17 protein-coding genes and 2 pseudogenes are annotated in these 15,916 nt (G+C 25.0%); 6 read left to right on the top strand and 13 right to left on the bottom strand.

Features of this window, described 5'->3' with window-relative positions:
- Positions 1-47: 47 nt before the first annotated feature.
- From MSROBK_RS05020 to MSROBK_RS04980, 10 genes are all read right to left on the bottom strand, one after another.
- Positions 48-1,427: a hypothetical protein gene (locus MSROBK_RS05020; protein WP_052443491.1), complete on the bottom strand. Its 1,380-nt coding sequence runs from the start codon at positions 1,425-1,427 to the stop codon at positions 48-50.
- A 164-nt stretch (positions 1,428-1,591) separates the two neighbouring features.
- On the bottom strand, positions 1,592-1,990 hold the full coding sequence (locus MSROBK_RS13445) for a transposase family protein (RefSeq protein WP_416375038.1): 399 nt from the start codon (positions 1,988-1,990) through the stop codon (positions 1,592-1,594).
- The gene (locus tag MSROBK_RS13440; protein WP_040092446.1) at positions 1,975-2,427 is read right to left on the bottom strand and encodes an IS5 family transposase; all 453 of its coding nucleotides are present in this window, start codon (positions 2,425-2,427) and stop codon (positions 1,975-1,977) included. Before MSROBK_RS13440 ends, MSROBK_RS13445 begins: the two co-directional genes overlap by 16 nt.
- Positions 2,428-2,446: 19 nt before the next feature.
- Entirely contained in the window at positions 2,447-2,692 is a 246-nt protein-coding gene (locus tag MSROBK_RS05010; protein WP_040093475.1) for a lipoprotein, read from the bottom strand.
- Between the two features lies 1 nt (position 2,693).
- Entirely contained in the window at positions 2,694-3,809 is a 1,116-nt protein-coding gene (locus MSROBK_RS05005; protein ID WP_040093474.1) for an SGNH/GDSL hydrolase family protein, read from the bottom strand.
- Between the two features lie 17 nt (positions 3,810-3,826).
- On the bottom strand, positions 3,827-4,063 hold the full coding sequence (locus MSROBK_RS05000; protein WP_040093472.1) for a hypothetical protein: 237 nt from the start codon (positions 4,061-4,063) through the stop codon (positions 3,827-3,829).
- Positions 4,064-4,103: 40 nt separating this feature from the next.
- On the bottom strand, positions 4,104-4,904 hold the full coding sequence (locus tag MSROBK_RS04995) for an IS3 family transposase (RefSeq protein ID WP_242441482.1): 801 nt from the start codon (positions 4,902-4,904) through the stop codon (positions 4,104-4,106).
- 32 nt (positions 4,905-4,936) lie between these two features.
- The gene (locus tag MSROBK_RS04990; protein WP_040093278.1) at positions 4,937-5,212 is read right to left on the bottom strand and encodes an IS3 family transposase; all 276 of its coding nucleotides are present in this window, start codon (positions 5,210-5,212) and stop codon (positions 4,937-4,939) included.
- A gap of 60 nt (positions 5,213-5,272) precedes the next feature.
- Positions 5,273-5,734, bottom strand: a complete 462-nt coding sequence (locus MSROBK_RS04985; protein WP_227991464.1) for a hypothetical protein — start codon at positions 5,732-5,734, stop codon at positions 5,273-5,275.
- A gap of 291 nt (positions 5,735-6,025) precedes the next feature.
- Positions 6,026-7,369 (bottom strand): Mbov_0401 family ICE element transposase-like protein, encoded by a 1,344-nt coding sequence (locus MSROBK_RS04980; RefSeq protein WP_084217997.1) that lies wholly within the window; start codon positions 7,367-7,369, stop codon positions 6,026-6,028.
- Between the two features lie 252 nt (positions 7,370-7,621).
- Between MSROBK_RS04980 and MSROBK_RS04975 the strand changes: the two genes are divergently transcribed.
- The 6 genes from MSROBK_RS04975 to MSROBK_RS04955 all read left to right on the top strand — a co-directional run bounded on the left by MSROBK_RS04975 (position 7,622) and on the right by MSROBK_RS04955 (position 14,350).
- Complete coding sequence (locus MSROBK_RS04975) at positions 7,622-8,020, top strand: hypothetical protein (RefSeq protein WP_040092461.1); 399 nt, start codon at positions 7,622-7,624, stop codon at positions 8,018-8,020.
- Complete coding sequence (locus MSROBK_RS04970; protein ID WP_159373222.1) at positions 8,013-9,056, top strand: PBSX family phage terminase large subunit; 1,044 nt, start codon at positions 8,013-8,015, stop codon at positions 9,054-9,056. The genes MSROBK_RS04975 and MSROBK_RS04970 overlap by 8 nt, the downstream gene beginning before the upstream one ends.
- A 284-nt stretch (positions 9,057-9,340) precedes the next feature.
- Positions 9,341-9,469 (top strand): hypothetical protein, encoded by a 129-nt coding sequence (locus tag MSROBK_RS12110; RefSeq protein ID WP_265575310.1) that lies wholly within the window; start codon positions 9,341-9,343, stop codon positions 9,467-9,469.
- A complete protein-coding gene (locus MSROBK_RS04965) occupies positions 9,469-9,747 on the top strand; it encodes a hypothetical protein (RefSeq protein ID WP_040092467.1) in 279 nt (92 codons plus the stop codon). Before MSROBK_RS12110 ends, MSROBK_RS04965 begins: the two co-directional genes overlap by 1 nt.
- A complete protein-coding gene (locus MSROBK_RS04960) occupies positions 9,740-11,131 on the top strand; it encodes a hypothetical protein (RefSeq protein WP_105628933.1) in 1,392 nt (463 codons plus the stop codon). Before MSROBK_RS04965 ends, MSROBK_RS04960 begins: the two co-directional genes overlap by 8 nt.
- Positions 11,132-11,134: 3 nt before the next feature.
- A complete protein-coding gene (locus tag MSROBK_RS04955) occupies positions 11,135-14,350 on the top strand; it encodes a hypothetical protein (RefSeq protein ID WP_105628932.1) in 3,216 nt (1,071 codons plus the stop codon).
- A 27-nt stretch (positions 14,351-14,377) separates the two neighbouring features.
- On the opposite strand, the gene MSROBK_RS11570 is transcribed toward MSROBK_RS04955, so the two are convergent.
- From MSROBK_RS11570 to MSROBK_RS04945, 3 genes and pseudogenes are all read right to left on the bottom strand, one after another.
- On the bottom strand, positions 14,378-14,674 hold the full coding sequence (locus tag MSROBK_RS11570; RefSeq protein ID WP_105629196.1) for a hypothetical protein: 297 nt from the start codon (positions 14,672-14,674) through the stop codon (positions 14,378-14,380).
- A 156-nt stretch (positions 14,675-14,830) separates the two neighbouring features.
- Positions 14,831-14,884 (bottom strand): annotated as a pseudogene (locus MSROBK_RS12360) (hypothetical protein); the annotation flags it as partial.
- 30 nt (positions 14,885-14,914) lie between these two features.
- Positions 14,915-15,916, bottom strand: a pseudogene (locus MSROBK_RS04945) (hypothetical protein); the annotation flags it as partial.

The following is a 15,916-nucleotide window of genomic DNA, read 5'->3' as shown; positions in this document are numbered from 1 at the left end:
TTATTAGTTGTTGGTGTTAGAAAACTATCAAATAATTGATAAACATCTTACGCATTAACAAATGTTGGTTTGGTAATTGCTTGTTTTAAATCTCCTACAACATCAACGATACTTTTTTCACCAATAATATTTGTAAACTGATTTGCTGGGATTCAGTTTTTTAATGGTTTATTTAACATTGTTTCTAGATTTTTAATCTTTGCTAATGGTGAGTCTGGTAATATAATTTTTAAAACATCACCCAAAAGATCACCTTGATATAATGCTGCAAATAAATCGTTAATTGCAGCAGGATCCGCTTTGATTTTATCAATCACTGGTTTAATATTTTCTGGAAGCTGGCCAGCTATTAACTGGTTACTTAAAAATGCAACCATATCATCTAATGTCTCTTTTGCTGAAATGGTGTTTATCAAGTCTCATACCACATTGCCAAGATAAATCTTAATTGATCCTAATATTTCAAGAGGCATATATTTATTAATAAAAACTTTTCCAAGAGCTGACAATCCGACTGGCGTTAAATCTTCTTTTGATAAAAAACCAAGATTAGCTAAAGGATTTGCCTTAATTTGATGATGTTCCGAACTTTGAAATAAAATTGCAATTAAACTACGGATTCCTTCACCATTCGTACTAGTTAACCGAACTGATAAATCATTAACCATTTTTTTAAAATCAAGTTTTGAATTTAACTTATAAGTTGTTGTACGAACAGTATTAATTTCTGCTCAAGTTGAACTTTTTGTCGCATCAAATTGATCAAGATAAGTTAAAATAATCCGAACAAAACGAATAACTTCATTAATTGCTGTTAAATTATTCAAAATATTAAATTTAAAAGCGATTTTGTTATTCATGACATCAACAATTGTTGTTCCAAATTGATGCATTGCATCAAGATAATTTTTAGCATCTCCTTGCAGATTTGCTTTATCTTTATAATCAAAACGTTGGCTTTGACCAGTCAATTCATTAACGGCATTAACAAGACCAATTACCCCGGAAGTTAAAACTTCTTGATAACTCATATTTTTATAAATTGAATCATCAAAAGCATCACGAAAAGCAAGTAATGTATTTTGATTTAATAAATCATTAGCAAATCTTAAGATTGTTGGTGATAAAAACTCTGATAATAAATTTCCGTCAGCAACAAATGATAAGACACCAGCTAATCCTTGGTTTGCAATCATATCTAACGCTGTTGAACCCATTGTTGCAATTTGATTAATCGTACTATTTGCCGTTTCTGGTTTAACAGTGTTTGTTAAAACTAAATTAGTAGTTAAATCATGTTTTAAGTAACTTTCATCATAATAACGATTAAATAATTCAGTATAACGATTGTAATCATGCAGATTTTCATTTTTATCAGGTTGTTGTGGTAAATCTTTTAAATACATTGGTTGAACAAAATTATTCATTAGACTTCTTGCATTACTTGTTAAAAAATTGCAAATATTTGTAAAAAAGATACTAATAGAAAAATATAATTTTAATTAATTATGTTTTTTATTTAAAAATTTAATATTTTTCCACAACGAAAAATTAATTTATTATTTAAATTATTTAATTTTAAATAAATATTTTATGTTAAATATAATAATTGTAAATTATAAATTGAGGCAATTAAATTAAATCTTAAACCAAATCTTTTTCTTCGATTACGATATTTTTCTGTAATAATTTTAAATTTTTTAAGAATAACAAAAATATTTTCAATAATAATTCTCATTTTTGAAACTAGTCTATTATATTGCTTTTGTTCTTTGTTTAAAGGGTTTTTCTTTGTTTTCTTTGTAGGTATTAGAACATTATTGTGATTTTTTTGTATTCCTTGATAACCACTATCAACTATTAATTTGGTATTTTTTAAAATTGGGATTTTTGATTCTTTAAATAAAGCATAATCATGTTTTTTTCCGAGCGAAAAACTTGTTGCAATAATTTTTTTGGTTTCTTGTTCGATAATTACTTGTGTTTTGATCGTGTGTTTTTTCTTTTTACCAGAATAAGATTGTTTTTGTCTTTTTTTGGGCGTTGGATTGGAGTTTCGGTAGCATCAATAATAATAGTTTTATCATTAAAATAATCATTTATTAGTGCTTTTTTACCAGCAAGTTGTTGAAAATCAGAGTTTTTAATTAAAATATCTTCAATTCACTTAATATTACGATAACAATTAGCCTCACTAATATCAAAACTTTTACCAAGATGAAAATAAGTCTGATATTCTCGTCAATATAATAAAGTCATCAATAATCTATTTTCTAATGATAATTTATTAGTTTTACCACCTTTTTTAAATTTTTCTATTTCAGCAACTTTTAAAATATCTAACATTTTATTAAAAGTGGATTTTTTTATTCCTGTTAATCTTAACCATTCTCTATCATTAAGAGTATTAAATTTATTATTGTTCATATTTTTATGTCCTCATAAATTATATTTTATAATAATATTTTAATAAAAAAGGGTATCGCAAGAAGTCTATTAAATAATTAAGATCATACTTATTTTCATTACTAATATAAGCAATTTTAGCAATTTGGCTATTTAAAGCTAATAAACTAGTTTGTGAATGTTGAACACTTGAATTAATAGGTTCATGATCGGTACAAGCAACAACTGAGCCCGCTGACATTGTTAATAATGAAATTGTTCCTAAATATGATAATAACTTTTTCATTTTATGTTCACCCCTTTACCGCATCATAATAATGCTCTGCTGCTAACTGATGAACTTCATGGGTTGGATGAACATCATCAAAAAAGAAATAATCATTAATTTTTGCATTTGCAGGAATATTAACATTTCGTTTTGCATTCAAAACACCTGTTTCTAAAATTTTCATAAAATCCATATCTAAAGTATTAAAATTAACTTTAAGTTCTGCGGTTGCATACTTCGTTTTAAATTCTTCCATTAAAACTGGTAAATTCTCATATAATCCTCATTCACGAACAGCATGATTATAATAATTATTAGCTTCCTCAATCATATTTTTAACTCGAAAATGAAATTCTGTTGAAAGATCATTGGCGCGTTGTTTTAACTTAGCAACACTATTAACATATCGTGGTACTAAACTAACATTTGGGGCATCAGAAAAGATAATTTTTCGAATTCCATTATTTAATAACGTAAATAATGCTTCCTGAATTCGCTCAACGCTTTGTTCCATTAACGCTAACTCTGCTTGCGGATCAGTAGTATCAACTAGTTGAAATAAATCATTTCCACCAATTTCCATAAAAACTAAATCAGTTCCTCGTAATTTATGTTGACTAACTAAAGCGAGAGTTTGCTTTTCAATTGTAACTTTATTTAATAATAACCCTCCTACTCCAGCAACATCAGCCGCAGTAGCACCACCAATCGCATAATTACGACCAAAGTTAGGATCATTATCATTTGGAATTCCTGGTTTAATATCGTTAAAACCAAGTTTATCATTTAACAAAACAGCCGCTGTTTTGCCATTGCTAAAACTACCATGTTGATAATCTTCTAACTTGGTTTCATCATCAGTTCCTAGTTTAAGATCAACATTAAAATTATCTTTTACTAATTTTTCAATTCCATGTGAATCACTTAAACTATCTCCTAAAATATAATAATTTGTAAATTGTAAATTACTTTTGGCATCATCAACCACTTTTGATGTATCAATATCTTTTCCAATTGATAATAATGCATCAGTTGGACCAAGATGCTGATCTTGAACAATTGTACAACTAATTACCGTAACGGTACTAACTGTTGTTAAACTAAAGACCGTTAACAATGTAAACATTTTTTTCATTTATATTTTCTCCTTTATTATTTTTTAATAATGATGAGCACAATCACTGGTAATATTGCCACTAACAAAAATGGTCACATTAGCACAAAAATCGTTCCCGTTCTGGTCGTATCTAACGCACTAACAAAATTTGGATGATACAAATCATTAACCGTAATCGGAGCAATAATATCTTTTTCTGTTCATGCGGTATTAACAAAAACACTATCCCCACCCATTGCTGTCATAGCATAGGCTAAATTTTTTAACTGCATATTTAAAAATCTGGAATGGCAAGGGTTTTTTGGACAAATTTTATGTAGAGTAAAGATTTTTATATTCAATTGGTGTTAAATAATTTAATTTGCTGTGAATTATTACATTATTGTATCAATTAACATAGTCAAATAATTCTAATTTAAATTGTTCAATATTTTTAAATTTTCTGTTTTTAATTAATTCTGTTTTTAAAATTTTATAGGTTGATTCAGAAACAGCATTATCATAAGGACAGCCTGGTTTACTATAAGATTTTGCAACATTGTTTTTAGTTAAAAGATTGTAAATGATATTGTTATTAAATTCGCTGCCTTGATCAGTATGAAATATTTTAATATTATCTAAAGAAAAACTAAGCTTTTTAAAAGTATTTTCAACTAATTTGGCATCTTTATGAGAACTAACATCATAACCAATAACTTCACGATTAAATAAATCAATTAGAAAGCACACATAATATCATTTGCTATTGATAGCAACTTGTGTTAAATCACTGACAACAACTTCATATAGTTTATAATTATTAAATTCTTGATTTAACAAATTATGATATTTGTATGTAGCGTTTTTGTTACTTTGATGTTTATATTTAAGTTTTGTATAATTGGAAATTAAGTTATATCTTTGCATTATTTTACTAATTTTTATTCGTGATAATAAAATATTTTGTTGTGCTAACATAACTTTAATTTTTCTTGTGCCATAATTTTTACGACTTTTTAAGAAAATACTGATAACAGCATTATCAATAGTATAGTTTGATTTAGGATTATTTGATTTCAATTGATAATAAAACGTTGATCTAGGAACTTTTAGTGTTTTGCATAAATTAGTAATTGCATATTTTTCTTTGTTGTTTTTAATAATTACTATTTTTTGCCTATTATCAGTGTGGCTTGCTTTAAAATATCATTTTCCATTCGTAATTGTTTAATTTCTTTTCTTAGCTGAATTAGTTCATTTTCTTCTGGGCTTCGATTATCTTTTGCTTTAAATGAACCAGAATTATTGAATTCATGAATTCATTTTCAAACTGTTGATTTACCGACCTGATAGTCACTGGACAATTGTTTTGCTGTTTTACCTGTTTTATAAAGACTAACAATTTGTTGTTTAAATTCATCGGTATAATGATTCTTTGCCATAATTACACCTCCATTTATTAATTTAATTATAATCCTTACTCCACATTATTGTTGTCCAATTTATTTTAACCCATCCAATCAAACCTTATTATTAACAAGATATGTTCCAACTGATTTATTAACAACTAAGCCATTAATGTCTGGTCCCGTACTGTCAACCATTTGATTATAATTATCTTGATTATTAATTGTTTGTTGCACAAGCGCATGATGATGGAGCGCAGAACTAAACATTTGGTTAATACCCCCACTCTTAAACATTCATTGAATTCCTGTGTTAACATAACCATAAGAATGAAACTTAACAGCAACACTCTTATCAAATTCAATTAAATCAAGACCAACATCATATAAATCAATATTTTTTCGATTACTAATTGTTGTTCCTCAACGATTATTAAACCAATCATCAGCAAAAGCTAAATACTCTTTTTTAATTGCTTCATTTTGATTTGGATTTTCATAAAAATTTAATGAAGACAAAATATCCGCTTCATATGATGATTTTAAAACAGTATTCACAAGCGTTTCATAAATTTTAATATTAGACTTTTTGCGATACCCTTTTTTATTAAAATATTATTATAAAATATAATTTATGAGGACATAAAAATATGAACAATAATAAATTTAGGTCGTATAAATTATTTTGGGGTCTTAAATTAATATCTTAGAAATTGTGGAATAATATACCACTTACTTATTTAGATTGTATTACTTTTAATTTTATTGTCAATATATTTTTCTATTTTTTTAAATTTTTCCACAAAAAAAATACATTTTTATTAAAGTTATTTAATTTCTTAGATAAAACTAATAAAAATATAAGTTTTTTTGTAAATTATTATTTACAAAATTATTAACTGAATAATTAAATTTATTTTCTTCTAACAATTGTTCATTAGTATTAAATAAATTAATTTTATTTTTTAATCCCATCATACTAGCATTTAATTTATTTCTAATAGTTTTTTCACTATAAATAGCTTTTTTAATTATAGTGCCTTTTCAATAATGAGAAATATCACCTTCAATATCACAACCAATATTATTCCATAGTGTTTGGTTTTCAATTCCTTCTTTATTATTTTTAATTAATCTAATAGTTTTATTCAAAAAAATTAATTTAGCATCGCTTATAAAAGATTTACTATCTTCTAAACACTGTAATAATCCCTCATATTTACCATTATAAAAATTATCAACTGCTTTATGATATATTTCTCTATTTTCTTTGTTTTTACTTTGATATGGATATAGTTTTTTAAATCTACTTGTAAGATGAAATTTATCTATTGTATAGTGAATTTTATTTTTAGGAAAATATTGACGCATAAAATTTTTAGTATTTTTAATCCATAATGCACCATCACCTAAAATCATAATTTCAATATTAGGTGTCAATTTGAAATGAGTTTCAATTAAAGTAAATAATTTTATAAGAACTGGTTTTAAATTTGCTTCTTTTTTAAGATAATCTGGAATATTATCCATTTCAAAAACACCTAATTTATTTGCGATTACAGGTCTTTTTACAGTATATTTTTCTTCATCATACCCAGTATGTACAGTACATGCTATCGTATGTTTTTTTATCTTTTTTCTTCCTTGCTTTGTTGAATCTAACATTTTCAAATAAGTACCATCCATTTGAATATATAAAGTGTGTGGAATATCTATTTTTTTATTACTTTTATTAAAGTAATATTCTTCGTCAGTTTTTGCATTTTTCATAATATTAGATACTGTCATTAAACTAATTTTTACATGCTCCATAGTATCTAAAATATCTTTATATCTTTTGTTCTCAGTAATAAATGATAATATTTTTTCTTTAACAGAATTATCTATTCTTTGTCATTTTTCAATTCCTAAAAGTTTATCCAAAGGAAAAATATATTCTTCTTTACCTGTTTCTGGATTAATTTTATAATATCTTCTTCTTTTAAAAGTTATTTTTCCATTTAAAATTACTAATGTTCTTTCAATTTTATCTTTTACTTTATAATATTTAAATTCTTTTAAAGTTTTATCAATTTTGTAATTTTTAAAAATTCATTCATCATAATCTTCTGAACTTTGTTGAATAATTTCAATACTCTGTATATATAATAAATTAATAAAATTATTAAAAAAATTGTTATCAACATTCATCATTTTTTACCCTCTTTCCTTAGTTCTACACATTAACACAAAAATAATAAAAATGCAAAAAAAGATATTATTTTTTATTTATTATGTTATAATTTAAGTGTTAATTATTAGCAAATTAATTTAACTGAAAAAAGTAAAGTAATTTACTTTTTTTTATTTTGATGTAAAATATAGATAATAAAAAAAAAGAACCCTGTTAAGTTCTTCTGTACATGTTTTTCTCTACTTATATTTAACCATATAAAAGGAGTAAAAATGAAAGAATTTAATCCAAAAACAGCAAGTTTGGCGACTTTTTATCGTAAAATAGAGCAATTTTGAGAAAATAAATCACCTAATAAACCATATACTTTGAATGATTTAACCAATGAATTCAATCTTTCTCGCAAGTGAAGATATGATACTTATGCGAGCGAAAAGATAGTTCCTTTGCTTGAAAAACAAGTTGATAGAATTGAAAGTGAAATAATTAATTTTATGATGAAATCACCTGATGGTGCTAAATTATATTGACAACGAGCATTTAATTATAAATATTCACTGCAAGAAAAACAGTTAGAACAAGAATTAAACTTAAATAATCAACAGCCAATAATTGTTAATTTACAAACGGATATTAGAGATATTAAAAAAGAAAGTGATAATAATGCTTAATCATTTTACTTATTTGTTAGAAACACCTTATTGGTTATTACAAAATAGTAATGTTGGTAATAAATATCCCTTTGCAAAGAAATATGAGTTAGTTAATGAAATTAATCAAATTGGGACACGATATAGTGGTAAGACTATTTCAAATATTAAAATGTTTGGTGAATTATTAAAAATTAGTTTATTGATTAAAGAACCAATTTGTATCATTGCTAGTATGTATTGGAGTAAAGATTTAAAAGATAGTGTATTTCAAAATATATGAAATATGTTAGATGAAAATAATATTCCTTATACTATTAATTTATCTAATTTTACTTTTACTTTATCAAATGGGAGCAAAATATATTGTAAAGGTTTACATTCACCAAGTCGGAAAGAAAAATTAAAAGCTTTTGCTGATTTGAATAAATATAAATTAGTTATTGATTGAAGAGAAGAATGTGACCAATTTCAACAAAAAGATTTAAGTGATTTAGAGTTTGCTATTCGTGGTTATCAAAATAAAATAACAATTAATACATGTAATCCTGAGAGTTTAAAAAGATATATTGTTGGTTATTGTAATGAATTAATGCCTTTTGATGAACAAATAATGCGTAGTAAATATGAACAAATTAAATATATTGAAAAATGAAATATGAAGATTATTATTCATTATTCTAGTTGAAGACTTAATTACGAATTACCACAAGATAAAGTTAATGAACAATTAAGATTAGAACAATTAGATATTGAAAGAGCAAGAGTATGAAGTTGAGGATTGCCCGGTAATACTAGTGGTTCAATCTTTGCAAGATATATTGATATTATGCAAGCAACAGATATTATTCAACCAACGAAATTATTAGGTGGTGTTGATTTAGCAAACTCTACTAGTCCCAAAGGACATACAACAGCAGCGAGTTTTTGAATATATAATTCATTTGATAAAAAAGCATATAAAGTAGCAGAATATACACACTCAAATGCTACTCAACAATTTAAAGGACCATTAGAACAAGTAAAAGATATTTTAGATTTTACAACAATCAATTAAACCAATATTTTATTTAATACAACAAGGTATATCAATTAATGTTGATGATAGTGCTTATGCAACATTAGAAAGTTTAAATAGAGAAAAATATAATTATACTTTTGGTCAATACATGAATTTTAAACCAGCACAAAAGCAGAAGTTTAAAATAAAGCATCGTATGAGGCAATTACAATGTTAATAAATACTAATCAATTAAAATGATTATGAGAAAAATGTCCTGTAAGTAAAACCCAATATGAATTAATTCAATGAGAAGATAAACCAGATGCAGAGAAGAACGAATGTTAGATTTATATGATGATACATTTGATAGTGATTTTTATGCTTTACACTTTGAATTAATACCAATGGTTAAACATAATAGTTCAGCAGATTATAAATTATGACAACAAAGGGAGTGATTAACTTAATGAAAAAAGATATTTATGTAATACATGATGAGCGTGTAATAAATGCAAAAAGACCTTATATGTCTGTTTGTGGACAAGTTAAAAAAAGACTTTGTAAAGAATTAAAAAAAGATAATATCGCAATATGTAAATTAAATTTATATAACGAATATATTAAGAAATATCAAAAAGTTAAAGTATGTGTACAAGTTTTAGCAAATGAACCAAATTTATTAACAGTAAATATTATTAATTATGCACTTATTTTAAAATTAAAGGAGAAAAATAATAATGAATAATACTTTCCCTAGTTTACCAAATTTAAATGATATTAATAGTGTTTTAAAATTTTATAATTATGATTGAACTATTAATTTAGCAAATATTATTGCTCGTCATCAAATGCGATTAGTAAATGGTAAAGATATTTTATTTAAATCTCATCGTAAAGACATTTTAGAAAAATTAAACTGATGATATGAAACTTATAAAATAAAAGAAAAATTAGATAAAAATGAATTAACAGCAAGTTTAATGGGTAAAACAATCTTTGGTTTATTAGAGACTAATGACGGCAATATTGATTTATGAATTAACCCTTTTAACTTTACATCACGAGTAAGTAAAATAAATGAAATTGAACAAGGTGCTGATATTTGATTAAATTATCATCAAAGTGATAGTGGATTTATATTAAATTTAATTTGTACCAAAGATAAAATAGTTATTAAAGGTTGACCAAAAAATAATGAAGTAGTTGTTGGACAAAGTAAAACACAAATTAAAGATGATGTTAGACCTGTTTTAGTACAAGAATTTAAAAACAAATTAGGTATTGTCCCTTTTTGAGAAATGATTAATGAACCTAATCCATTATTTTTATCAACTTCAACAACATTAAACCCTTGACCTACTATGACAAATTGTTATAAATTACAATTTGATTTAGAAGATAGTTTTAATATTAAATCAAAAGAAAGATGAGCAAATCGTACGCATTGATATGGAATATTAGATGATGATTTAATGACTGCTTATAACAAAGGCAATAAAAAAGTATTGCAAGATGTATTTGATGATATTTTTATTCAATCAGGTCAATCAGCCGTAGATGGTCAATTATCACAATCTTTACAAGTGGTACAAGGTACACCAACCTTAGAAACATATACCGAAGACCAAAAATCAATTATTGAACAAGTATACTTAGTATGTCATTTTTCTAGTCCTTTTGGTGATAAATCAGATAATGACCAAAATAAAACACAATCTTTATTAACTAAAACCAAAGATTTAGAAAAACAAGCATATTTACAAGCATATCGTAAACAATATTATACAAAGATGTTTGATACTGTTTTAAAATATTATGGTTTATGAGATGGTGTTGGTGAACGACCTTATGGTTTTGATTTTGTTAGTGCTAGTTTAGTTGACCAAATGCGACAAAATGAATTAATTACTGCTAGATTAGATAATGGCACAATGGAACCAATAAGAGCAATTACTGAATATGATAATATTGATGAATTAGAAGCAAACAAATATTTTGAAAAAATAGAAAAATGACAAGATAAAATGCAAACCAAAGAAATTGAACATAATAATAAATTACTAGAATATGATGAAACTGGTAATAATCAAAATGCCTTACAAGGTAGAACAGAAATTAAGGAGAATTAACAAATGAGTAGAATTAATCCCGGAGTTATCGAAGAATTAAGAAGACAAGCCCACGATACTTTAATAGATATCAGAGAAAACATAAAAGACAATCGTCATTGAATGGTATTTCCTTTTAATGTTTATAGTTCATATATCCCTGATACTGAAACAGGATGAAAACCTAATAATGCAAAACCAAGTGATTATGGTAGTTATTCACGCATATTTGATAATATGGAAAGTACTATTGCTCAATGACAAAATAGTTTAAAAATAGTACAAAAATATAAAGGTGAAGAAATTAATATATTAACGATTGATGATTTTAATAAACAGCCAATTAATTCAACTATATGAGCCAATAATGAAACACCTTTTGCTATAAAATTAAAAGATGAAAATAATAATGTTTATTGAAAATTAATTGATGGTGAAAATATTTATGATATTAATAGAATGCTAGAATACTTAAAGCAATATAAATTAAGTTATTTTATGAATAATGATAATAAAGCAGATAATTTTTATACTAAAGAAGTTAAGGTTGGGAAATATTGAGATGCTTATATGATTGATGATAGAAGTTCAATTCAATTTGGTGAAGCTAAATTTGAACAAGTATTTACTCAACAATCAACTGAAAGACAATATACTTTATTAATTTTAGATGAAGATGTCAATAAATTAAATATTAATGATTATTATAATTTTTATACTGTATTTAATGACCGTGGTTTAAATATTGGTGGGGGTAATATTAATTCTGCACCACAAGATAGACAATGATTATATCCATCTAATGTTATTAATTATTATTCACCTTATGATGGTAGTTTTTTATGACAAGAAATTACATTTTCAAGTATTAATGACAAAATTAGTAATAGTGGTTTATCAGTAAGACAATTTATACAAACAAGTGCCCCAGGTGAAGGTTATTGTTTTCCTAAAATAACTTATGATGAAAAACTAAATAAAGGTATTGTTGAATTAGATGAAGTTTTATTAAAAGACCCGGGGGTTAGAGCAATGGCAGTTAAATTTTATGGTAATCCTATCTTTTTTGATATGCCTGTAATTGGTCGGCCAATTATTAAAGGTCAATTTAATAAAAAAGTTATGAATTCAAGAGATTTATTAATGTATAACATGTATCCTTGTCCACCCGACAAAGTTAATAATTATGCATCACCAGAAGTAAGCTGATATAACATTCAAGGTATTCAACCAACAATGATAACTGGTTATGAAGATTGAAAAAAAGATATGGAAAGTAGATATGATTTTTGAAAACAGAAAAATAGTGAGGGCATTGTTATAACCGACCCCACTACTACATCAGCAACTAATTCTAGTGTTGGTAGAAATATTCATAAAGAAGATAAAAACTCTAAATTTTATTGATCTAAAGATTGAAAAATAACACCACCAAACAAAATAAAAGTAAATGGCGGTAATGTTGATAATATTATTAGTACTCAAGCATCATCATATTTTAGAAGAAAAGATGAATTTGGTAATACAGTAGGTCAAGTTCAAATTGAATATAGCAAAATGGGTTCATGTAATGTTTGAGATATTTTAAATATGAATAATTTTATTAATCGCCAAGTTACCGTATTACCTTTAAACTATACTCAAAAATTAGTATTTAATCCTTTTACGATACCGGGCGGAGTTGGTAAGTTCTTAAACTTTATTTCATTTGGTATTCCATGAGGTTGAGTAATTAACCAAGACGAAAAATCATGACCTAATTTTCAATGACTTAATGGTTTTATGAGTGCTAATATTTATAGTTTTTATAATGATGCCTTTTGGTCTGAAAAATCAAAAGGTAAGGGTTATTTACCATTTGAAATATTTAGAGAACAAGGGAACGACAAAGTTGGTGCTATATTTGGTGCAAATGCTAATAGTTTAGGTTTTACTACTTTATTAACTGATAAAGTACAAGGTATTGTTTTAACTAAGGATGGTAAACCAACAAAAGAATTAGTTTATTCAACTTATAATTTAAAACAATTAAATGAAAAAACTAACCGAGTTTATTTAATTAATGAAAAAACCAAATCAGTTGACGCTCAAACACCAGTTAGTGATAGTGAAAAAGATAATGATTGCGAATTCTTACAAACACCAGATGGAACAAATTGTAGTTATATTATTGATATGTTTTCAATTCAAGCATTATATAAAGGTAATTTTGAAATCATCTTTTATGCAGATAATCCATATACTAATAATGAAGAAGATTACTTAAAATTATCAGTATGGAGTTTTAGAGGTAAAACAAAAAGTACATTAAATAATTATTTACGCGATATGACAACTAATTATAAAACTAGTTTCTTATTACCACATGACTATGAAATACCAACATTTAATTACCCAGAATATGTCTTGCCACCAGTACCATATAACTATAAACCTTATACAAAAGATATCTGAGATGCTAAAACAGGACAAGCATTAAAAACTAAAATTACAGCACCACCACAATGTAAACACTCAAATAATCCTAAAAGTTTTATTAATTTATTTGATAATACAACAGAATATAAAGGATATTATGAAATAGAAATTGATTTAAGACAAATTGACCCAACAATTCAAAGTATAAGTAAATTTCAAGATTCTTATAAAACAATTGAAATAAGTAATCTTGACAATTTACAAGTTAGTTGTATTGAACCTGATATAAAACATTTTATTCGTGATAGAAATGTTAATATTTTAGGAGGTTATTCTACTTGTGAATATAATTTTGGACCACTATCTGATGCAACTTTACACAAAAAGGGATTGCCACAAAAAGATAATGTTAATTTTGAAAGTACAAAAACTTTGTATACAGAGAATATAAAAGTAAATGATACTGAAACAATATATGTGACTGCATATACTAATGGATTATCTAGTGGAAATTATCAAAGTGAATATACTATTTCATGAAGAAACTGAGATATTAACTTTTTACTTCAAATAACAAAATTATCTGATAATGATAATAATAAAATTACAGAAACATATTTACAAGCATATTATACAAATGATATGAAATTAAAAATTAGATTTTCAAAAGTATTACTTGCTAAATTATTAGGATATTGTTTAACAAATAATACTTCATTAGGTAATGATAAAGATATAACAATAGATGTAAATGCCTTAGGTGTTTTAAATATGATAAATAATAGTAATAATCCTGTTAAAATTACATTTACACCAAGATAAAAGAAAAAGAGATTTAATATCTCTTTTTTATTCTCCTTTAACTTTCACATTACCATCATTATCAATAACTAATTTTGGTTCTGTTGTAGTTAAATTTCAACGATAAACAGATTTAAAATGAGTTCCTTTGTCTATTCTTCAAGGTCAGTTTGTCATTTTAGATGGCTCATAATTAAACAAATCAACTTCATAATTTAAACTATAACGATATAAACCAATTTCACATCCTTCTTCTTCTTTTAAGTTTTTTTTGCCACGTTCATTTATTTTTTCATTATTTAAAAAATTTGTTATATATCATTGTGTTTTACCTTTTCAAACCACATAATATCATTTGTTATCAACTTTATTAAATGGTTTTTCTTGTGGTGCTATTCATTCTAAATTATCTCTAATTTCTTGGTTGTTTGTTTTAATTTTGTTTTCTTGTTTTATTTTTGCTAATTCTTCAGGTGTATATTTTTGTGTTGTATTACAAGCAACTAAACTTGTTGTACTTGTTCCAATTAAAGTGATTGTTCCTAAAAGGCTTAATATTTTTTCATTTGATTATTTCCTATTTTATTATCAATTAAGTGAATCTATTGAAACAGTATAGTTAACATTTACATTATTAGTATAAACATTTTCATCAGCGGAAATGATTTTTGCGCTACTGTTACTAATATTCTCAACGTTGATTTTTGTAATATCTAAGTCGGTATACATTTCTTTTAGTTTATTTTTAATTTGTTCTTTTGTTGGATTAGATAAATTTTCAGTTTTAAATTCACCTAAATTATTATTATTAATAATTTTATTTAAATTAATATTAGATGTAAAATTAACAACTACTTCACCACTTAAAATATCTTTTCTATTAAAACTTATTTTTGCATATGTAGAAGTTATATTTTTAACTTCAAAATCATTTATATTATTTTTTAAATCTGTATTTTTTTCTTTTAATTTATCTTTAATTTGTTGTTCTGTTGGTAAATTTAAACCACTAGTTCTAATTGAACCTAATTCAATGTTTCTAATAATTGATTTTACTGGTCTACTATATTTAATATTTAATTCACCATTATAAATATTTATATCATTTGAACTAACTTTAGCATTACTTGTTGTAATACTTGTAACATTAATTTTTGTTGTGTCTAATTGTGGGTTTAATTCTAATAATCTAAACTTAATTTGTTCTTCATAACTATTAACTAATTTTGAAAAATCTATTTCTCCTAAATTATGGTTTGCAATAACATTGTTTAAAGGTATAGATTTATCAACTATAAAAGTAAGTGTTGTTTCTCCAGAAAATCCATCTATAGTAATATTTACATAATTACTAGTAATATTTTTGACTTTAATTTGTTCAGCCGCTATGTGTGGATATTTATTAATTAATTTATCTTTGATTTGTTGTTCTGTTGGAATGTCAGCTCCATTAGTTTTAAAAATAGGACTTTGTGTTTGTCTTTTTACTCTTATAGTTTGTTCTTTTTGATAAGGACTAGCGGCAATTGTTGTTGGTACAGCACTTCCACTAATTGTTAATAAGCTTAATAAACTTAGTAATTTTTT

The organism is Spiroplasma poulsonii (genome assembly GCF_009866525.1).
GTDB lineage: Bacteria > Bacillota_I > Bacilli_A > Mycoplasmatales > Mycoplasmataceae > Spiroplasma > Spiroplasma poulsonii.
Note: the sequence above shows the minus strand (reverse complement) of the source record. Positions and strands in the feature narration are given on the sequence as shown.